Source organism: Methylovirgula sp. (assembly GCF_037200945.1).
In the GTDB taxonomy this organism is placed as follows: Bacteria; Pseudomonadota; Alphaproteobacteria; order Rhizobiales; family Beijerinckiaceae; genus Methylovirgula.
The window spans coordinates 1704358-1724518 of record NZ_JBBCGP010000001.1 but is presented as its reverse complement, the minus strand read 5'-3'; the positions used below and the strand labels follow the sequence as shown (position 1 = coordinate 1724518).

Below are 20161 nucleotides of genomic sequence, written 5' to 3'. Positions count from 1 at the left end.
GAACAATCAAACGTCCCGCATCCGCGGGACTTCGCGGGACGACGACCGTGCGAACCCGGAAAATCCGAACGCAGGTCGACACAAATCGCCACGGCGCCCCGCGCGCAAAGCGGCGCGGCGCCACGAGCCAGCGTGCTTTAGAGTGTTAAAAAGGCGAGGAGGATGAGGATCGCTATAACGCCGATCGCGCCATACTTAAACCCGTTGATGAACAGGCGATAAGTTTGCACATGGTGGGCGAATTCAGCTTCCGAATTCGGGTCGGCAGCAATCGGGCTGGACATGGAACCTCCCTGTTATCGACTTTTCAACTCTGTCATTCACTTCGATCGGCGCCGCCGTCAAGGGGCTTCGCGCCCGGGGGTGCCGAAAAATGACCAAAAATTGGCCCTCACGGTCCAAGGTTTGACCTTCGGCAAGGGCCAGATGACTTTATTTGCGGTAGAATGATCCTGCTTCGTCATTGCATCGCGCTTATTCCGGGAGACTTTTCATGACCCTGAACCCATCGTTGGACGGACTGCAGGAGAGGGTTGCCGTCGCCCTCAAGCGCCATACGACCTATTTTCTGGTCGAAGGCATCGTCCTGATCATCCTCGGCTTCGCGGCGATCGCCGTGCCGTTCGTCGCGACGCTCACATTCACCATCTTCTTTGGCTGGCTCCTGCTGATCAGCGGCGTGGTCGGCCTCGTCTCCACATTCTCGCTGCGCCCTGCGGCTGGCTTCTGGTGGTCGCTGCTCTCGGCGATCCTCGCCATTGCGGTCGGCTTCCTCCTCATTGCCCGGCCCGGCCAGGGCGCGGTCTCACTCACCTTGCTGCTCATCGTCTTTTTTATCATCGAGGGCTTCTCCTCGATTATCTTCGCCACCGAATATCGGCAGAACCTCTCCGGGCGCTGGGGCTGGATGGTCGCGAGCGGCGTCGTCGATCTCCTCCTCGCCGGGATGATCTTCCTGCAATTGCCGAGTTCGGCGATCTGGGCGATCGGCCTGCTGCTCGGCATCAACATGGTCTTTGGCGGTACGACATTGGTCATGCTCGCGCTCGACGCAAAGAAGGTCCTGCCGCCCACCTAATATAAGAACAAAAAAGATGGGATTCTTGAACCGCGTGCGGACGTGGCTGTCCGCGCGCCTGAGCGAGCGGCGGGCGCAATTGCGCTTATGTTTGCGTGTAACGGTCGCCGCCGTTCTGACCTTTTACATTTCGCAATTGCTCCACCTGCCCTGGGCGCTTTGGGCGGTGCTGACCGCGGTGATCATGACGCAGACGAGCGTCGGCAAATCGCTGATCGCGACAATCGATTACATGATCGGCACGCTTGGCGGTGGCGTCTATAGCGGCCTCGTCGGCATATTCGTCCCGCATAATAGCAATCTCGAAATCATGCTCACGCTGGGCCTCGCGCTCGCCCCACTTGCCTTCCTCGCGAGTTTAAGCCCACGTTTCGCGGCAGCGCCTTTCACCGCGGTCATGGTTTTACTTCTGCCGACGATCACGCACGCAAGCGCGCTGCAATCGGCCTTCTTCCGCGTCATCGAAGTTGCAGTCGGGTGCGCAGTATCGCTCGCCGTCTCATTTCTCGTTTTCCCGCAGCGGGCGCACAACCTCGTCTACGATGGCGCGGCGAAAATCCTGATCCGTTTGGCGGATATTTTGCCCGTGCTCGTCGCCGATCTCAACGCGCCGCAAGCCGACACGCCGGCGCATCGGCTGCAACGCCATGTCGGTGACGCGTTTCAAAAGCTTGCTGCGATCAACATCGAGGCCGCACGCGAACGCTCGGCCTATCTCCATTCCGACCCGGACCCGCAACCGCTCATCGACGTGACGCTACGGCTGCGTCACGATATTGTCTTGCTGGGACGTGCGGCGACCGAACCTCTGCCGCCGTTCATTCTTGAGCGTCTTGCCCAGCCAATCGGACAATTCGCCGTCGCGGCGCGAGAGTTCCTGATCAGCGCCGCCGCCGCGCTCAACGCGCGCGCCGAGCCTGCGCCAATAACGCAAATCGATGCGGCCTTTGTGAATTTCTCCGAAGCATTCGCCGCCCTGCGCCGTGCGCAATTATTGCAAAATCTACCGACCGATGCGGTCGAGCGCATTTTCGCCCTGGGTTTCTGCTTCGAACAGATGCATACCGATCTTGCGACGCTCGGGGCCAGCGTCGGCAAAATCGCGCGGATGCCAAAATCAAGTGAGGCAAAAAAACCCGACGCGAAACTCGAAGAAATCGCTTAGAACCAAATGCGGTCCGGGCTTCTGTAGGCCGGCATTGAGTTCATAATGGCCGGCCGCATGTCGCCCGCCACATTGTGCCAAAGAGGAGTAGAGGAATGTCCAGCAAATCGAGCCCGCAGAGCAAGAGCTCAGAAACTGTGCCGCCCGCTTTGGCGACCCCGTCGGGGTTTGGCGCCAATGCGGTTCGCGACATCGCCGCCGCGCTTAACCTCGCTCTCGCCGATGTTTTCGCGCTCTATCTGAAGACCAAGAATTTTCACTGGCACATGAGCGGACCGCATTTCCGCGACTATCATCTTCTGCTCGACGAGCAAGGAGAGCAGATTTTCGCAATGACCGATGTGCTTGCCGAACGCGTTCGCAAAGTCGGCGGTGTGACGCTGCATTCGATCGGCGAGATCTCCCGCAACCAGCGCATCTTCGACAATGACGCGCCCTTCGTCACCCCGCAGGATATGCTGGCCGAACTGCGCGAGGACAATGCCACGCTTGCGAAGTCTTTCCGAGCCGCACATGAAGTCGCGGACGAACACGGCGATGTCGCGACGACGAGCCAGCTCGAAGTCTACATCGACGAGACGGAACGCCGGACCTGGTTCCTCAACGAAGCCAGCCGCATCGCACCGCGCTCAGCTTAAGCGGCGCAGTCCCATCCATATAAAAGTCCGCGCCTTATAAAAATGAGCGTTTCCCGCAAGCGGGAAACGCTCAAGGCTTTGGGGGGTCCGGATCGAGACAATCCGGACATTCAAAGGCGGCGTCTGTCGCTCGCCGCCTTGAAAAGGTGCAGCAATGCTGACCCTAGCGCCCGCTATCGGGAAGGAAAGTTCCGATTTAGGCCTCCGAAACGAGATTCGTTGAGGCGTAAATCGGGCGCTTTTACCCGGTGTTTCGGGGAAATTATCTCAGCTTCGGCGAGATCGGCTCAAACCACCCAAATAGACAGATATCCAGCGATCTGCTGGGCAAAACCCCGTCCGGCCTGAAAACTGCTTCTTGATCCGGCGGATCGCTTCGCCCATTTTGTTCGATCTGCGCTGGTTTACCGCGCGGTCTGAATGCGAGGCGGCGGCGCAATGGCGAAGTCCGCATGAATCTATGGACCAACTCGATTCGAAATATCAACCGTCTGCGTCTAGGTGCGCGGGCGGCGATGGGAGTTGCCATTTGCCTCCCTTTTCTCGTCGCCTCCCCTTCGTTGGCGCAATCCTGGTCGTCGAGTAAATCCGTCCAGATCGACCAGATCATCGCGCATTTTCGTGAGTTGAACGGTACCGACGAAGCCACGCTGCCAAGTATGAGCGTCTCGATCGGCATGGAGGGACGCCTCGTGGCGGCGAAAGGCTATGGCGCCAGCGACGGCAGGCCTGTCGATGGCCATACGCTCTATGAGATCGGATCGATCACCAAGCAATTCACCGCCGCTGTCGCACTTGAGATGATCAAAAACGGCGCCGTCTCGACCCGCTCCGGCAAAAAGCTCGATCTCGCGACGCCGCTTGTGGCCGTCTTCGACGATAGTTCTTTCTGGAAAGCGCAACCCTGGCTGACCGTCGGGCGGCTTCTGACGATGCGATCTAACCTGCCGAACTTCACCCGCCGGCCGCCGACTGGAACCGACCCCTGGCAGCCGATCGACGCCGACACATTGTTTCAGGATATCGAGAACCAGCCCCCTTCGACCGTCTCGGACGATTTCGATTACAGCAACACCAATTACTTTCTCATCGCAGAGCTGATGGAGCGATGCAGGCTGCCCGGCGAGGCCCAGCCGGAGACCTATCACGAGCTGCTGCGCAAGCGGATTTTCGAACCCGCCGGCATGGTCGAGACGCGCTTCATTGACGATGCGGACGCCCATTTCGATCCCGATGCCTCGGTCCTGCCCGCGGAGCCGGTCTCGGCGGCGCTGAAGGAACAGGCCGCCGTCTGGGCGCGGCCCGATTACGGCCGCCGGCGCCGGCCGGCCTTCACCAATCCCGATTGGCTCAAAGGCAGCGCCGACGCGGTGAGCAGCGCCGTTGACCTGTTCGCCTGGGACAAGGCCTTGATGGACCCGAAGATCGTGCCGCCGGACATCCGCGACACCATGCTCGCCGCCCAGGCACGGGTATCACCCATGATCTACTACGGCATGGGCTGGTTCTACGAGGAGAAGGACGACGCGGCTGTCTACAGCCATTCCGGCGCCGTCCCCGGCTACACGTCCTTCAACGAAATCGTCCGCCAGAAAGACGGGCACTGGTTTTCCATCACCATCCTCAGCAACAGCGACCAGCTTGATGGGCTCGACGACCTTGCCAACAGCATTGCCTACATCCTTGCCATGTAAGCCGGCTGCCGCGTCTTCCCGAATAGGGGGAGACCAGCACCCGGCGAACCTGCTATAAGGTGACAGATAAATGTCGCCCCCGTCGGGAAATTTCCGGAAATCGCGGGTCGCTTGTGAGGATTCGTCGTTGCCGTTGCGCCTTCTGCTCGTTCGTTCGATTGCGCTTATTTTCCTCGCAACGCTGGCGCTGAGCACCCTGCTGGTCTTCTGGCGGGCCTATGAAAAAGTCGAAGCCGACATGACCGCCTCGCTCGCCGCCGCGCAGCGGGCCGTCGCCAACGTCGCCGACGAAACCGACGGCATCACCCAACCGGGCTGGCGTCTCCAGCATATCGTCGCCAATTTCAACGGCGACAGAAACGTCCGCGCCACGCTGCAGACGGCAGACAACAGTCTGGTACATTCCATCCTCGCGCCGCCCGCGCGTCCGGTGCCATCGTTTCTCTACAAACTTCTCGCGGGCACGCCGCTCGTCGCGACAGTCGATCTGCCTTCGGCTTTGAAGAGCAGCGGCACGTTGCGACTTGAGACCGACGCGCATAACGACATCCTCGGCCTCTGGGATGACGCGAAGAATTTGCTATTTCTGCTCGCACTCTTTGCGGCGACGTGTCTCCTCGTCCTCTATTTCATGCTCGGTCGCGCGCTTCGGCCGCTGGAGGAACTGACCCGCGGGTTTGCGCGTATCGGCAATGGCGACTATCGCGCCCGCGTACCCGTCTTCGCGCCACGCGAACTTGCAAAGCTCAGCGCCGGCTTCAATGACATGGCGGTTCGTCTTTCGGAAATGGAACACCGCAATCATCGGCTGCACGAACAGCTTGAGACGGTGCAGGAAGAAGAGCGCATCGAACTCGCCCGCAACCTGCATGACGACATCAGTCCGCTTCTCTTCTCGGCCGACGTCGACGCAATGACCATCCGCGAATTGGCGCAGACCAAGGACTTTCCGGCCATTGTTGACCGCGCCCACGCTATTCGCGGCGCCGTCGCCGAAATGAAGCGAAACGTCAAGGCTATCCTCGGCCAGTTGCGGCCATCCGGCCTGCATGCGCTGGGCCTCGCCAGTGCCGTCGAGAACCTCGTATCCTATTGGAAGTCGAGACGCCCCGAGATCACCTTCAGCGTCAAGGCACCGGACAAGACCTGGGGGCCGCGTGTCGATGGCGCGCTTTACAGCATCATCCGCGAAAGCCTGAACAACGCGGTCAAGCATTCGCGGCCATCACGCATCGAAGTTTTAATCGAGGAAACATACGACGGCGGTTTTCTTGTCGCGCGCGTGTCGGACAACGGCGGCGGCTTCGACGCCAACAACGCCTCCGGAGGCTTCGGCTTGATCGGAATGAAGGAACGCGCGACGCTGCTCGGCGGCACTTTGACAGTCGACAACCGGAGCGACCGGTTGGGCGTCGTCGTCACCACACGCTTGCCCTTGCCGAGCGACGAGGACCTCGAATTCGCGCAGGGGATGGCGGCGCAATGAAGATCCTGGTGATCGACGATCACGGCATCGTCCGCGAGGGCGTGCGGCGCCTGCTCGGCACCATCCCCGGCTCCGAAGTCGTCGAGGCGGGCACCGCGCAGCAGGGCCTGTCGAAACTGCGCAGCGAATCGCCCGACATTATCGTCCTCGACATCAATCTCAACGGCAGCAGCGGGCTCGAATTGCTGCAACGGCTGAAGAACGAGAACAAGACGACGCGGATCGTCATGTTCACGATGTATTCGGAAGCCGGTTATGTCTCGCGTGCTTTGCGCGGCGGTGCTTCAGGATACGTGAGCAAGAGCGCGCCGGCCGACGAATTGGTCACGGCGGTCAAACGCGTCGCCGCCGGCCAGCGTTATGTCGATCGCGAAGCCGCGAACGAACTCGTCTTCTCGGCTTCCAATGAGGAAGACCCGCTGCAAAAGCTGAGCAACCGCGAAATGGAAATTTTGCGGTTGCTGGGCGAAGGCAAAAGCTTGCTGGAAATCGCCAATACCTTCGGCATTGCCTACAAGACCGTGGCGAATTCCTGCTCACGCCTCAAGGAAAAGCTCGGGCTTGAACGGACAACGGACCTCATCCGCTTTTCGCTGCAAAACCGCCAAGCTTAGCGATTTCAGCGCCAGTGGTGCTGCGAATTCATCTGCGCCTTCGCATGCGCCGGCGCCCTGACGAACGGAAGACACAGTTCAAAAAAAAGTGCGCCGGTCAGATAGCCGCCCTGGAGGCAGATCGCGAATAACAACCCGGCGAGAAAACCGTTCATTAGCGTCAGATGCGCCGCATGCGCATAGAGCGCGACGCCGAGAAGCCCGAAGAACGTCGCCACGCTGAGGACGAGAAATTGATAGCGGCCGGCAAGCAAAGCGCCGAAAGCAAACGAGATGAGCGCAAGTTGGATCATCAGAGCCTCCGCCCCAAGGATGCTCCGTTTCGCGATAACAAAAAGTTAACGCCCGGATTTTCGCTTGAGGCGAACGCCGCGGCGAGGCGACCGTTCCATGATCTGTTGTAGATTGCGAAACATATGCGTAGCTTGCCGACCCTGGCCCGGTGAGGGCCGCAGACTCTTTTCGACCTGGTGTTGCAGTTCAGCAGCGCTAAATTAGGCTATTGATCAGGCTTCACGGCTGGAGTTCCCACCTTGCGCTTCCGTATTCTTCTGCTGCCCGCGTTTTTGCTGTCCGCCAGCGCGGGGCTCATGAGCTATCCGGCATCGGCTTCACTCGACCGCATCCCGGTTTTGAATATGGAGAGGACCTGCCGCGCAGCGCAGAATTATGGGACGACCGATCCGAAGGAAACTTATCGCAATTGCATATTGGACGAGAAAGAGGCGCGCACGCAGCTCGGCCAGAAATGGTCGAAATTCAAGGCCACGAGCCGGCAGAGTTGCATTCCGCCGCATCCAATTCCCAGTTACGTCGAAATGCTGACTTGCCTGGAAATGTACCAGGATACGCTCGCGCCCTATCAAGGCGGTGCCGCGGCTGGTGGCGCAGCGACTGGCTACACACACGATTCAGCCCCGCCCCGGCCGGCGTTATCACCCGGTCCGCGTCCGGCGGGCAGTTTCTGACAAAGCACGCCCGCCGCACAATCGGCGCGCCGCGAAGCAACGGTGCGCCGCGCTTAACTCCCTTTTAAGCTTTGATTTTTCTTGATCGTGCGCGACTCAGCCGCGTGACAAATTTCGGGCGTGCGCTACGCACAATTCTGTCGCCCATTTGCCACATAGCGTCGCGAAATGCGGTGCTAAGCCGCACAAGCTATCGACCGTTTCGGGAAAATCTCTAGGATCGGCCTCGGAATAACTCGACTCATAATAGTTATAACGAGGGGGATACATTCGATGGCGAAATTTCCATCCGAGTCTCGCCGCAGCGGCCGCCTTGCGCGGATGGTCGTTTTCGCGGCGGCGGCAGCGGTGAGCATGGCGGCAGTCAGCCAGGCCCGCGCAGACGTTACGGACCAGCTGCTTGATCAATTGCGTGCCAAAGGCGTTCTGACGCACGGCGAATATTCCAAACTGAAGTCCCGCCACGCGGCGGAAAAGGCGGAAATGGGCCGCCCCTATAGCCGTCATTATTCGAAGGACGGCGTCGTCGTCGTTCCGGATGACCGCTATCTCACCCGCCTCGACAAGGGCATCGGCTTTCACATCCCCGGCCTGATCACCAAGGAAGGTGAAGTCGGCGCGATCGATGTGAAGATCTCCGGCGACCTCATTTTCGGTGGTGTCGAAGACTTCCAGCAGAAGACCTCGGGTTCCGCGATCGGCGGCGGCATCGTCGGCGCGACCACGGGCGCAAGCAAGGTTAACGCGGAAAACAACATCACCGTTGGCCTCCTGCCAAGCGCCATCGTGCTCAGCATAGCGACCAACCAGATGGGTTATGATCTCGGCTTTACGATCGGCGCCTATACGGGCGGCGACAACGTGACCGGTGTCGGTGGCGCCAACAGCGCCGGCAACGCGCAGGCGCTCGGTTCGCCCGGCATCGATCTTCGTCAGGTCTTCGGCACGGTCGGCACGCCGACCTTCGGTTCAGTCAAGATCGGCCGCGATCTCGGCCTCTTCGGGTCTGACGCCATCCTGAACGACGCAACATTGCTTGGCTTCGGCACGACTCCCACCATCAGCCAGAACAGCAACACGACACTCGGCCGTATTGGCGTGGGCTATGTCTATGCCGACTGGATTCCGCAGGTCACTTATACGACGCCGGATTTCAACGGCTTCACGGCGTCGCTCGGTGCGTTCGCGCCTTATAATGCGACTAATAGCCTGGCGGATCCGCTTGGCGGACCTGGCCTGCTGATTCACGAATCGGAAGCTCCAGAGGTGCAGGCCCAGATCAAGTGGAAGGGTGTGATTGCCCCCGGTGCGAACCTGACCGTGTCGGGTGACGGTGTGTGGCAGGAGCACAAGGCTGATATTGGCGATTCCGCCTTCCTTGCACCTGGCGCAGCTATCGAAAGCTGGGGCGTGGACGGCTTTGCCAAGTTGGATATCGATGGCTTCAGCTTCGTCGCCTACGGCTATTACGGCAAGGGCCTCGGCACGACGGGCCTCTTCCTGAACGGCTTCGACTTTGCCGGGGATCCGCGTACGTCCTTCGGTGGATACGGACAGGCGTCCTACACCTGGGATAAGTTCACCTTCGGCGCCAGCTTCGGCGTCAGTGCGCTTAACCTGACCGGCGCGGAAGATACCGGCGCCTATTACGCGACTGTTTCGCAATACCTGGTCAAGGATAACGAGAGCATCATCGGCTTCGCTCGTTATCAGCTGACTCCCTGGATGGCGTTGCAGGCTGAATACGGTCACTCCTGGTCGATCAACCAGTCCGGCGGCAAAATCTCCGTGGACGATATCGCCTTCGGCACGGCTTGGTTCTTCTAAGCCAAGGTCTTCTAAGCCAAGTCTGACGGCTTGAAATCAGCGCCGGATGGGCAACCATCCGGCGCTTTTCTTTTGCGCCATCGCTTTTGTCCGGACACTTTGCCCAAGTGCTTGATGCAAAGCGGCAAACTGTCATCAAAGTGCCACCCGACTCGGCCAAGGACATGATTTCTCTACCGGAGTCGGAACCGTGGCGAAAAAGCATTTCGACGGCCTCGCCGTCCGGACACTCTTCCTGTCCGATCTGCATTTGGGAACAAAAGGTTGCCAGGCAGGTCTACTGCTCGATTTCCTCAAGCATTGCGACGTCGATACGATCTATCTCGTCGGTGACGTGATCGACGGCTGGCGGCTGAAATCCGGCTGGTATTGGCCGGAAGCGCACAACAATGTCGTCCGCAAGCTGTTGAAACGCGTCCATAAAGGCGTCAAGATCGTCTATATTCCTGGCAACCACGACGAATTCATGCGCGATTACGTCGGGCATAATTTCGGCGGTATCGACGTCATGGATACAGCAATTCACGAGGGGGCGGACGGCAAGCGCTACCTCGTCATGCACGGCGATCAGTTCGATCTTGTCGTCCGGCATGCACCTTGGCTCGCCGTGCTCGGCGATGGAGCTTACGATTTGGCCTTGGGGATCAACACCTATCTCAATATGGTCCGCCGGCGGCTTGGACTCGATTATTGGTCGCTGTCGTCCTGGGCGAAATTGAAGGTGAAGAGCGCCGTCAACCATATCGGCCGTTTCGAGACCGCGCTCTCGGGCGAGGCGCGCCGGCGCGACGCGCAGGGCGTGATCTGCGGTCATATCCACCATGCCGTGATCCACGACGACTTCGGCGTCCGCTACATGAACACGGGCGACTGGGTCGAAAGCTGCACCGCGCTGGTTGAACATTTCGACGGCCGTTTCGAAATCATCCACTGGGCCGACAAGGTGCGCGAAGCCAAGGAAGCCATTGCAGGCATGCCGCAGCACGAGGTCGAGGCGCAAGAGGTTGAGGCTTCTCCGGCGTGACCAAGCTTCTCATTGCCACCGATGCCTGGGGACCACAGATCAATGGCGTCGTCCGCTCGCTTGAGAATATCGCCGCCCATGCGGCGAATTTCGGTGTCGATGTCAGGTTTCTGACGCCGGCGGATTTCTGGACCCTGCCACTGCCGGGCTATCGGGAAATTCGTCTGGCGCTGGCCAATCCGCGCAAGGTCGCGGGCTTTTTCGCTGAGTTCAACCCCGACTTCATCCATATCGCGACCGAGGGGCCGATCGGTCTTGCCACCCGCCGCGCCTGCCTGCACGGCAAGCGCACCTTTACGACGAGCTATCACACCCGCTTCCCGGAATATGTCGCCGCGCGCCTGCCGGTGCCAATGCGGGTGAGTTATGCTGCCCTGCGCCGCTTTCACAGCGCCGCCGCGGGCACGATGGTCAGCTCGCAGAGCCTGGAGAATATCCTCGCCGGCCGCGGCTTTCGCAATTTGATGCGTTGGTCGCGCGGTGTAGACGGCACCTTATTCCGGCCTCGGCCGGAGGATGCGTTGGCGGGGTTGCCGCGCCCCATCTTCCTCTTCGTCGGCCGCCTTGCGGTCGAAAAGAATATCGAGGCTTTCCTCAAGCTCGACCTGCCCGGCTCGAAGGTCGTCGTCGGCGATGGGCCACTGCAGACGCGCCTCGCCGCGACTTATCCCGACGCTCATTTTCTCGGCGTGCGCAGCGGCGAAAGTCTGGCGCAGGTCTATTCCTCGGCCGATGTCTTCGTCTTCCCGAGCCGCACCGACACGTTCGGTATCGTTCTGCTCGAAGCCCTTGCTTCAGGGGTTCCGGTCGCGGCCTTCCCGGTCACAGGTCCGCTCGACGTGATCGGCGATTCGGGCACCGGCGTGCTCAGCCACGATCTGCGCGAGGCGGCGCTCCGCGCGCTCGACATCTCGCGCGAACATTGCAGCAGATACGCTGCGAAGTTCACCTGGAAGGAAAGCGCGCGGCAGTTCTTCGAGAACATCAGGGTCGCACAAAACCAGGGCGCGACGATCAAACTCGCCAATCTCGCCGAGCCGGCCTGAGTCGGCGCCTCACTTCCCCGTCAGATCCAGCGCCGGCGTGAGATCGCCGAGTTTTGGCTCGCCCGCCATCGCCGCGTCGCGGACCTTCAGTCCCGCCAGTTCCGGCAGGCCGAAGCGCCTTGTAATCAGACGCAGGATCGAGGTCGTGTCGTAAAGCGTGTGATCGACGAGGCCGCGCCGGGCGAAAGGCGAAATGATCAGCGTGGGCACCCGCGTGCCGGGGCCGAAGCGGTCACCCTTCGGCGGTGCGACATGATCCCAGAAGCCGCCGTTCTCATCATAGGTGATGACCACGACCATATGCGGCCATTGCGGGCTTTTCTCCAGATGCGCGACGAGATCGGCGAGATGCGCATCCCCCGAGAGCACGTCAGCATAGCCCGGATGCTCGTCGAGATTGCCCGGCGGCTTGTAGAACGTCACCGGCGGCAGATGGCCGGCGTCGATATCCGCGACCAGAAGTTCGCCGCTCAGGCCCGCGTCGCGCAGATGCGCCGTGCGCGCCTTCGTGCCCGGCGCGAGGAATTTGAAATAGTCGAACGGCTGATGATGGAAGATCAGCGCCTTCACGGTCTTCGGGTCCTTGGCGGCGAGCGCCGCACCCCAGCCGCCAGCATACCAGGCCCAGTCGATCCCCTTGTCATCGAGGAGATCGCCGATCGTCGTTTCTATTTGGGGCGGCAGCGTCGTGGGGGAGGCGGGATCGGAGAGAGCCGGATCGGTGCCCGCCGGCGCCGGATTGCCGCTCGGCTGATAGGCCGGCTGCATGGTGTTGATCGCATAAAAATCCGGCGTCAGCGCGCCGTCATTGACGAATTTCGGCGATCCGTTGAGCGCGGAGGCGGGCGAATCCGATGCCAGTTTCAACGCAACACCGTCCGCGTCGACGACAGAAATCTGAGTCTTGGCCGGGCTTCGGCTGGCATTCGGATAGACGGGCGCGCAAGCGCAGATCAGTTCGAAATGATTGAGAAACGAGCCGCCGAAGCCGCCCATGAAAAAATTGTCCGCCAGCACGTATTTTTTGGCGATCCGCCAGAGCGGCAGATGCGATCCGTCATAATGGCCCATGACGAGGCCGCCGGCGTCGCTATAGGCGGCAAAAAGGTCGTTCTTGCCGCCGTCGATCTGCATCTGATTCTGATAGAAACGATGCACGAGATCGCGGGTCTTCACGCCAAGCGGCAGGTTGAAACCCTTTGGATCGTCGATGGCGAATGGCGCGTTCGGCAGGCCTGCCGTCTTATCCTGTGGGATCAGCGGCGTCACATGCTTGCCGGTGAGACCACCCCAGACTGGGGGGAGTGAAGGCAAGAGCTTGCCGTCGCGGTCGTGTTGCTGGAATTGCGCGGGGGCGAGATGGGTAAGACCATTGGCACCGGGAAATTCGCCATAGAGGGCATCGAAGCTGCGATTCTCGGCGTAGAGCACGACGATGGTCTCGATTTGATCGAGACCGGCGGCCCGCGCGGGGATCAACGCCTGCGTCGCAAAACCCAGCGCGGCACACGTCAGCGCGGCGGCTCTCATTCCACTCATACCTGATCCCCCGAAACCGATGAGCGGATTAGACATAGACCTTTTATGACAAAGGTTTGACGCGACCCCCGACTCTCTGGCCGCGCCGTCTTCCCACACCGCCATTTGATCTTTCCGCCTTCGTCTGATTGGAGAGGGTCAGGCGGCTGCAAAGAATGCGAAGGCGCCGTTTTCAATATTCAATGCGGCCCCACATGCTCTCGACCCTCTCGGTCGTCCTGCCCATTTTTGCGGTGATCTTTGCCGGCTGGCTGGCGCGACGCCTCGAACTCCTCGGACCGGCGGCGACGAGCGAACTCAATCGTTATGTCGTCTATCTCGCGCTCCCCGCGCTGCTCTTCGACGTCATCGCACGTGCGGACGGGCGCGAAATCTGGCAACCGGGATTCATCGCAGCCTTTGGGCTGGCGGCCCTGGTCTGCTTCGCGCTGACGATCGCCGTCCGGCTCCGCCAGGGAAGCGCGCTCGCCGATGCAGCGGTCGATGGTTTGAACGGCGCTTATGCCAACACGGGCTACATGGGCTTTCCGCTCGCGCTTGCTGCCTTTGGCGCGGCGTCGCAGGCGCCCGTTCTCATTGCGACGATCCTGACCGTTTGTCTCATCTTCGCGCTCGGGATCGTGCTGATCGAGATCGGCCTGCAGAAGGAGCTAAACCGGCTGAAGCTGGTGCTCCGTGTCGCCGGCACGCTGGCGCGCAATCCGCTGATCTTTTCGCCTGCCCTCGCCGCAATCATCCGGCTTGCCGGTTTCGGTCTGCCGCAGCCGGTCGAGGCTTTCGTAAAATTATTGGGCGAATCGGCCGCCCCCTGCGCGCTTGTCGGGCTGGGTCTGTTTCTCGCCGAAAAGCGCGCGGCGAGCGAAAGCCGCTCCGGCGTGACCGCCGCCCTCACCGCCGTCAAACTTCTGTTGCAGCCTTTTCTGACCTGGATGCTGGCGGCTTTCGTCTTTCATCTCGCGGCCTTCGAGACGCATGCCGCAGTATTGATTGCGGCGCTGCCGACCGGAACGGGTTCATTCATGCTGGCGGAATTCTACCAGCGCGAGGCGACGACGACCTCGCGCGTCATTCTCATCTCGACCTTGCTCTCGGTCCTGACATTATCGGTCTATCTCGCCGCCGTGCGCTAGAGTGGTGTATCTTCATCCTGAATCGCCCGGCCTGTTTAAGTTTTTACGATCGCATCGAATTCATCCGAAAACCAGCATCGCTAGCGATCTATCGCAACAGCGAGATCGCAAGGCATTTTTCGATTCGATGCTCTAGCTTTCGCCGAGCCATTGCTCGCCGACAAGTTCGCGACGCGCCCGCTCCAATTCTTCCGTATAACGGCGCAAGACATGGGCCTCGGTCAAAAGCCCAATCGGTTTGCTGTCACTGTCGATGACGGCGAGCGCTTCGCTTTGCGTGCGATCGAAAAGATCGGCCGCTTCCTTGATATTCAATTCCGGCCGCAAAACCGTCTCCGGTTCACGCAGAAGCTGAGGCAGCCGCGGAGGGCCGGCTTCAACCTCGACATCTGCGAGATGGGCGTCGGCAACATTGATGAGACCGGCATAATGGCCGGCCGCATCGATTCCGGCGACCCAATTCGTCGAACCAAGAGCGAATTGCTTTTTGAAGTCCTTCAGATTTTGGCTTGCGGGCGTGACGTGCAGATCGGTCCGCATCAGTTCGCGCACGGTCAGCGCGCGCATCCAGCCGACATCCTGGGCACTGCGGATCGATTCGCCGCGTAAATGCAGCCGCCATGTCGCGAAGGAATAGCCGAACGTCCGGCGCACGACGACAGAGACAAGCGCGGCAATTGTCAGAACCACCAGCGCCAGCGAGAAGTCCCCCGTCGTCTCGAGCGCAAGGAAGCTCATAGTCAGCGGCGCGCCGATGATGGCGACGGCCAGCGCCGCCATGCCGACGATGATATAGGTAGAGGCATCGGGCGCCACGGCGGGTACGAGCAGGAGCACAAGCGCGCACGCGATCTTGCCCATCAGGCCGCCGAGATAGAGCGAGGCGAAGAACAGGCCGCCGCGAAAACCGGAGCCGATCGAAATGGCAGAGGCAATCGATTTCAGCGTCACGATCGCGATCAGCAGCGCAAGACCCGGCCCATTGGTTTGAAAAAGCGACGCAAGCGCGCCATGCCCCGACGCTAAAACATGCGGCGACGCCAGGGCCAGAACGCCGACGAGAAGTCCCCCGGCGATTGGTTGAGCGGCCGCGGGGACACGGCTGCGTTTGAACAGGCTTTCGACGAAGGTCACGCCACGCATGACACCGATGCCGACCGCTGCGCATGCCACCGCGAGACTCAAAAAAGCGACGAGATCGAACGGCGTCACATGTCGCGCTGGCACGAAATGGCCGACGAAATTCGCGTCGATGCCAAGCGCGCGCGACGCGAGCACCGCGCTGATGGAAGCGGCAATGACCGGCACAAGACCGAACGACGTGTAAGTGCCGATGATCAGTTCGAAACCGTAGAAGGCGCCCGTCAACGGCGCCTGAAACGCCGCGGCGATGGCGCCTGCCGCGCCGCAGCCCACGAGCGTACGCATGTCGCTGCGGCGCATTCGGAACGTCGTGCCGAACAGCGACCCGAAACCCGAACCGATTTGCGTATAGCCGGCCTCAAGCCCAACCGAGGCGCCGAAGCCGCAAGACACCACCGTCTGCAGAGCGATGAGGCTGCTGTCGATGAGCGACATGCGGCCGCCGTGCAGCGCGTTCGCCTCGATGGGATCGACCGGCCGGCGCGGTCGCCAGCGTTTGATGAAGATACCCGTGAGGCCAAGGATCGCGCCGCCGATCGCCGGCACGATGACGAGATAGGGCGCATGTAAATGCGACTCGCCGCTGAGGCGCACATCGGCCGGAACGCCGAAACAGATCTGGTGGAGCAACTGGACAGCGTCGGAGGTCAGCGCCACCAGCACCGCTGCCACGAGACCCGTGGCGATCGCCAGAATGATCAGCGCCGGTTCGCTGCGCCGGACCAGACCACGCCAGCGCGCGATTATGCCAACTGGGTCGGGCTTTTCGCCAGATCTATCGGTTGGTGCCGAAGCGGCAAGAGTCATCGCCGTCCTCGCCGGAGCGGATACGAAAAGCGGTGCAGTTCCGCTAAATCCCGCGCCAACATGATTGGAATCGATCGGCCATATGACGCAGACGCGCCGCAAAGACAATCGCTCCACAGGCGAGAAGGCGCGCTGGCCGGAAGCCGCGCGACTTTTAAAAATGTTTCGCTTTAGGCCGCTTCGCTCGCCACGGCGGGCAGAACATGCTCCAGCGCGATCCAGCTGATCATGCGCCCGTCGATCGCGAGCACGCCGCGGGTGAATAATTTAGCCATCTCGGAGGCGACATCAGGGGTCGGCTGAATGTCGGTGTCGGCGACCGTCAGAATATCGAGCACGGCATCGACAAGCAGGCCGACGACCTGACGCTCGACTTGAACGACCATGATGACGTGGCGCACCGTCGGATCAGTGGCCGGGAAGCCGAGCCGGGCCGCGAGATCGACGATCGGCAGCACCGCGCCGCGCAGGTTGATGACGCCGCACACAAAGCTCGGCGCACGCGGCAGTGCGGTCGCAGGCGTAAAGCCGCGGATTTCGCGCACCGACATGATATTCACGCAAAATTCCTGCGCGCCGATGCGAAAGGCGATCAGTTCGCGCCGTTGGGTTTTGTCTGCATGCGGCTCGTCCATGAAATCACCTGAATGAAAATGCCGCGTGCCTGCGGCGGGGGTGAATTGCTCGGTACAATATGCTCGAAAAAAGTGAATAAAGTCGTAGTGAGAGGGCGCTGGCGACGCTGGCCGACTTGAGACAGCGCTGGCGCATCGCGCCGTTTTGACGCAAAAATCTTTTGGATTTTCAGGAGGCATTTTCCTCTTGCCGCAAAGCGCCGGCATGTTCGTCTGTCTCGTCGGCCCAAGCGGCGCCGGCAAGGATACGTTGCTGCGCCTCGTCAAAATCAAGCTTGCTGCGCAGCCCGGCTTTATTTTCCCGTGCCGCCGCGTCACCCGCACGGCCTCGCCTCATGAAGACCATCTCGTTCTGACTGAAACCGCCTATCTCGAAGGAATTCGCACGGAGCGTTTTGCGCTCGCCTGGCGCGCGCATGGTCTTGGCTACGCGATCGACCACGACGTTCTGCCGGCGCTCGCCGCCGGCCATATCGTCACCTGCAATGTCTCGCGCGACGCGATCGCCGCTGCGAAGCTGCATTTTCCGCGCATCGCGACGGTGCTCGTGACGGCGTCAGCAGACATTCTCGCCACGCGGCTTCATGCGCGCGGACGCGAGACTTCAGCCGGCATCGACGAGCGGCTCATCCGCAATCGCGAATTTTCCGAAAATCTCGCCGCCGATTTCGTCGTCGACAATTCCGGGGATGCGGCGACAGCCGCTGCGCAGCTTGCGGCCATTTTGCAAAACCTGGCTGCCGCCCAGCCAATCGCGGGCGCTCTTTAGACAGGACCAATCTAATCTACTGACAAAGAATGTATTTACATAAATAGTCTATGAAAATAGTGTACTATAATAAATTGATAAGGGGAGCTGGATTTCATCATGACAGACACGGCGATTCCGCACGTTGAAAGAACGGCGGTGAATCTGAGCGAGGATTGGATTTCCGCCATCCTCGGCACATCGATTTTCGTCCTAGCATTGCTGGGATTGAGTGGTGTTGATTTGCTCGGCTGGGCGGCGACAGCCAAAATTTGGCTTGTGCCCGATACGGCACTGGCGCCAATCGGCAAATCCTACGCGGCGCTTGGCGGTCTGCCGGCGCTCGTTTTGACCTATGTCGTGCTTCTCGCGGTGCTCAGCGGCGCCGCCGCCCTGCTGCGCGCCAATGTCGGCCGTTTCACCCTGACCTTCTCGGCGGTCTTCTGGCTTGCCTCGATCGCCTGGATCATCGGCAGCTACGCGCATTTCGCGGCGGCGACGCCCGCGGACATCGCCAAGACCGGCGTCACCTGGTCTCTGCATCTGACCCCCGAGGGTGGGCTGATCCTCGCCCTGATCGCCGGCCTCATCGTCGGCAATTTCTTCCCGCGATTTGCCGATTGGCTCAGTGAGGCGATCCGGCCGGAATTTTACGTCAAGATCGCCATCGTGATTTTGGGCGGCGTCATCGCCATCACCGTTGCGGGCAAGCTCAATCTGGCCTCGACAGTTTTCCTGCGCTCGCTCGCCGCGATCGTCGAAGCCTATCTGATCTATTGGCCAGTGGTTTATTACATCTCGCGGAAATATTTCGGCTTCTCCCGCGAAGCCGCCGTGCCGCTTGCCTCCGGCATTTCGATCTGCGGCGTCGCCGCGGCGATCGCCACCGGCAGCGCCATCCGCGCCCGTCCGCAAGTGGCGGTTCTCGTCTCTTCGCTCGTCGTCGTCTTTGCGGTGGTCGAACTTCTGATCCTGCCGTTCCTCGCTAATACATTCCTCGCGCATGAGCCGCTCGTCGCAGCAAGCTGGCTTGGTCTGGCGGTGAAGACGGACGGTGCGGCGGTCGCTGCCGGCGGCATCGCCGAATCGCTGATCAGCGCCAAGAACGCCGCTGCCGGCATCCATTACGCGCCGGGCTGGATCCTTGGCACGACGACGACGATCAAGGTCTTCATCGATGTCTTCATCGGCATATGGGCCTTCGTCCTCGCCCATATCTGGACGACCTATATCAATCCAGAGGTGGTGGGCGGCAAGGCCAAGCTCATCGAAATCTGGGAGCGTTTCCCAAAATTCATTTTGGGCTTCATCCTGACCTTCGCGCTCGGCCTCGTCGTGGCGCTGACCCTCGGCAAGAGCCATGCGGCGGCGCTCAAATCCGTCGCTGACGAGGCGAGCGTCTTCCGCGTCACCTTCTTTGTTCTGACGTTTTTCTCGATCGGGGTTTTGTCGAACTTCCGCCGCCTCTGGGCCGACGGACTCGGCAAGCTCGCGGCAGTCTATTTTGTCAGCCTGTTCGGCTTTGTCATCTGGGTCGGCCTGTTCATCTCGTGGATTTTCTTCCACGGCGTCAAGCCGCCGCTCGCCGGCTGAGCCCAAACCACGTCAGGAGCTTAAAATGTCGCAGATTGATCTGAAGACCGAAGTGCAAGGCGCCCAGGCCGAGCCGCTGCTGCCCATCGAAAAGAAGTTGATCGGGATAAGCCTCGGCATCGGCGTCACCCTATTGGTGATTCTGATCGTCGTGAACTTCCTTGGCCTCTTGTAAGTTTGGCCCTCTTATAAAATCCCGCGCCAAAATGGCGCACCAATGAGCGGCCGGGACGCCTTAGATGGGCGTCCCGGCGTACTGTCATCGTCGCGACACGCTCCCCTTAAAATTGTTGGGCCTGAGCTGGCTCTTGCGACTTGCAGACGACTGCGCAAAGCCCTGACGCAACGCGCAAATTCCAGCAAATTCAACTTTCCGAATCCTGTTCGTAAGTCCGGGCCCCGCGCGCCCAACGCCAAGAAGAAGTTCTTGCAGGCCGAGCCGAAGCGGGCCTAACATCTGCTTATGGCCGAGACGCTCATCACCATCCGAGACGCTCGCGAAGCTGATGCCGAAGCAATCGCTGAGGTGCATGACGCAGCGTGGCGGCATGCCTACCGCGGCATCATTCCGGGGCGTGAACTCGAACGGATGATCGCACGGCGTGGGCCGACCTGGTGGCGCTCCGCCATTCAACGGCGATCCCGCCTCGTGGTGCTCGACTTCGACGACGCGATCGGAGGCTATGCGAGCTACGGGCGCAATCGCGTTCCAGCGATGAATTTCGGCGGCGAGATTTTCGAGCTCTATATCGCGCCGGAATTTCAGGGCCTGGGCTTTGGCAAGCGGCTGTTCAACGCTGCGCGCAGGGACCTTGCCGAACATGGTTACTCGTCATTCCTCGTGTGGGCCCTCGCCGATAACGAGCCGGCGCTCAGTTTCTACGGCCATCTCGGCGGCACTTTGGTGCGCCGCGCCTTCGAACGGTTCGGCAGCGAGCAGCGCGAGCGCGTCGCCTTCGCTTTCCAATAGCGGCATGATCGGGTATTGAGCGGCGCCCCTTACGCGCAGACGCGCAATTCCCAATT

General features: G+C 60.7%; 20 protein-coding genes. 15 read left to right on the top strand and 5 right to left on the bottom strand.

Annotation, left to right across the window (positions count from 1 at the left end; genetic code table 11):
* Positions 1 to 137: 137 nt before the first annotated feature.
* Positions 138 to 284 carry an aa3-type cytochrome c oxidase subunit IV gene (locus WDN02_RS08390; protein ID WP_337293058.1) on the bottom strand — a complete coding sequence of 49 codons (147 nt, stop codon included), beginning with the start codon at positions 282 to 284 and terminating at the stop codon, positions 138 to 140.
* A gap of 209 nt (positions 285 to 493) precedes the next feature.
* On the opposite strand from WDN02_RS08390, the gene WDN02_RS08385 reads away from it, so the two are divergent.
* The 6 genes from WDN02_RS08385 (at position 494) to WDN02_RS08360 (ending at position 6675) form a co-directional block, all read left to right on the top strand.
* Positions 494 to 1078 (top strand): HdeD family acid-resistance protein, encoded by a 585-nt coding sequence (locus WDN02_RS08385; protein WP_337293057.1) that lies wholly within the window; start codon positions 494 to 496, stop codon positions 1076 to 1078.
* Positions 1079 to 1094: 16 nt separating this feature from the next.
* The gene (locus tag WDN02_RS08380; protein ID WP_337293056.1) at positions 1095 to 2243 is read left to right on the top strand and encodes an FUSC family protein; all 1149 of its coding nucleotides are present in this window, start codon (positions 1095 to 1097) and stop codon (positions 2241 to 2243) included.
* A gap of 95 nt (positions 2244 to 2338) precedes the next feature.
* The gene (locus WDN02_RS08375; RefSeq protein ID WP_337293055.1) at positions 2339 to 2881 is read left to right on the top strand and encodes a DNA starvation/stationary phase protection protein; all 543 of its coding nucleotides are present in this window, start codon (positions 2339 to 2341) and stop codon (positions 2879 to 2881) included.
* 452 nt (positions 2882 to 3333) lie between these two features.
* On the top strand, positions 3334 to 4575 hold the full coding sequence (locus WDN02_RS08370; RefSeq protein ID WP_337293054.1) for a serine hydrolase domain-containing protein: 1242 nt from the start codon (positions 3334 to 3336) through the stop codon (positions 4573 to 4575).
* A 127-nt stretch (positions 4576 to 4702) separates the two neighbouring features.
* Positions 4703 to 6061 carry a HAMP domain-containing protein gene (locus WDN02_RS08365; protein ID WP_337293053.1) on the top strand — a complete coding sequence of 453 codons (1359 nt, stop codon included), beginning with the start codon at positions 4703 to 4705 and terminating at the stop codon, positions 6059 to 6061.
* Positions 6058 to 6675, top strand: a complete 618-nt coding sequence (locus WDN02_RS08360) for a response regulator transcription factor (protein ID WP_337293052.1) — start codon at positions 6058 to 6060, stop codon at positions 6673 to 6675. The genes WDN02_RS08365 and WDN02_RS08360 overlap by 4 nt, the downstream gene beginning before the upstream one ends.
* A gap of 5 nt (positions 6676 to 6680) precedes the next feature.
* On the opposite strand, the gene WDN02_RS08355 is transcribed toward WDN02_RS08360, so the two are convergent.
* Positions 6681 to 6968 (bottom strand): hypothetical protein, encoded by a 288-nt coding sequence (locus tag WDN02_RS08355; protein WP_337293051.1) that lies wholly within the window; start codon positions 6966 to 6968, stop codon positions 6681 to 6683.
* A 240-nt stretch (positions 6969 to 7208) separates the two neighbouring features.
* Between WDN02_RS08355 and WDN02_RS08350 the strand changes: the two genes are divergently transcribed.
* From WDN02_RS08350 to WDN02_RS08335, 4 genes are all read left to right on the top strand, one after another.
* On the top strand, positions 7209 to 7643 hold the full coding sequence (locus WDN02_RS08350; RefSeq protein WP_337293050.1) for a hypothetical protein: 435 nt from the start codon (positions 7209 to 7211) through the stop codon (positions 7641 to 7643).
* A 273-nt stretch (positions 7644 to 7916) separates the two neighbouring features.
* Positions 7917 to 9470, top strand: coding sequence for a porin (locus WDN02_RS08345; protein ID WP_337293049.1), 1554 nt, complete (start codon positions 7917 to 7919; stop codon positions 9468 to 9470).
* A gap of 190 nt (positions 9471 to 9660) precedes the next feature.
* On the top strand, positions 9661 to 10494 hold the full coding sequence (locus tag WDN02_RS08340) for a UDP-2,3-diacylglucosamine diphosphatase (RefSeq protein WP_337293048.1): 834 nt from the start codon (positions 9661 to 9663) through the stop codon (positions 10492 to 10494).
* Positions 10491 to 11540 carry a glycosyltransferase family 1 protein gene (locus WDN02_RS08335; protein WP_337293047.1) on the top strand — a complete coding sequence of 350 codons (1050 nt, stop codon included), beginning with the start codon at positions 10491 to 10493 and terminating at the stop codon, positions 11538 to 11540. The genes WDN02_RS08340 and WDN02_RS08335 overlap by 4 nt, the downstream gene beginning before the upstream one ends.
* A 9-nt stretch (positions 11541 to 11549) precedes the next feature.
* Here WDN02_RS08335 and acpA read toward each other — a convergent pair whose 3' ends face one another.
* The gene (gene acpA, locus WDN02_RS08330) at positions 11550 to 13079 is read right to left on the bottom strand and encodes an acid phosphatase (RefSeq protein WP_337293046.1); all 1530 of its coding nucleotides are present in this window, start codon (positions 13077 to 13079) and stop codon (positions 11550 to 11552) included.
* Between the two features lie 194 nt (positions 13080 to 13273).
* Here acpA and WDN02_RS08325 point away from each other — a divergent pair, with 194 nt between their 5' ends.
* Entirely contained in the window at positions 13274 to 14209 is a 936-nt protein-coding gene (locus WDN02_RS08325) for an AEC family transporter (protein ID WP_337293045.1), read from the top strand.
* Between the two features lie 132 nt (positions 14210 to 14341).
* Here the strand turns inward: WDN02_RS08325 and WDN02_RS08320 are convergent, their stop codons facing one another.
* On the bottom strand, positions 14342 to 16159 hold the full coding sequence (locus tag WDN02_RS08320) for a chloride channel protein (RefSeq protein WP_337293044.1): 1818 nt from the start codon (positions 16157 to 16159) through the stop codon (positions 14342 to 14344).
* A 170-nt stretch (positions 16160 to 16329) separates the two neighbouring features.
* Positions 16330 to 16794 (bottom strand): chemotaxis protein CheW, encoded by a 465-nt coding sequence (locus WDN02_RS08315; RefSeq protein ID WP_337293043.1) that lies wholly within the window; start codon positions 16792 to 16794, stop codon positions 16330 to 16332.
* A 187-nt stretch (positions 16795 to 16981) separates the two neighbouring features.
* Here WDN02_RS08315 and phnN point away from each other — a divergent pair, with 187 nt between their 5' ends.
* From phnN to WDN02_RS08295, 4 genes are all read left to right on the top strand, one after another.
* Positions 16982 to 17563 (top strand): phosphonate metabolism protein/1,5-bisphosphokinase (PRPP-forming) PhnN, encoded by a 582-nt coding sequence (phnN, locus tag WDN02_RS08310; protein WP_337293042.1) that lies wholly within the window; start codon positions 16982 to 16984, stop codon positions 17561 to 17563.
* A 99-nt stretch (positions 17564 to 17662) separates the two neighbouring features.
* Complete coding sequence (locus WDN02_RS08305; RefSeq protein ID WP_337293041.1) at positions 17663 to 19135, top strand: putative sulfate exporter family transporter; 1473 nt, start codon at positions 17663 to 17665, stop codon at positions 19133 to 19135.
* Between the two features lie 25 nt (positions 19136 to 19160).
* Positions 19161 to 19310 carry a hypothetical protein gene (locus WDN02_RS08300; protein WP_337293040.1) on the top strand — a complete coding sequence of 50 codons (150 nt, stop codon included), beginning with the start codon at positions 19161 to 19163 and terminating at the stop codon, positions 19308 to 19310.
* A 288-nt stretch (positions 19311 to 19598) separates the two neighbouring features.
* Positions 19599 to 20105, top strand: coding sequence for a GNAT family N-acetyltransferase (locus WDN02_RS08295; protein WP_337293039.1), 507 nt, complete (start codon positions 19599 to 19601; stop codon positions 20103 to 20105).
* The last annotated feature ends 56 nt before the right edge of the window (positions 20106 to 20161 follow it).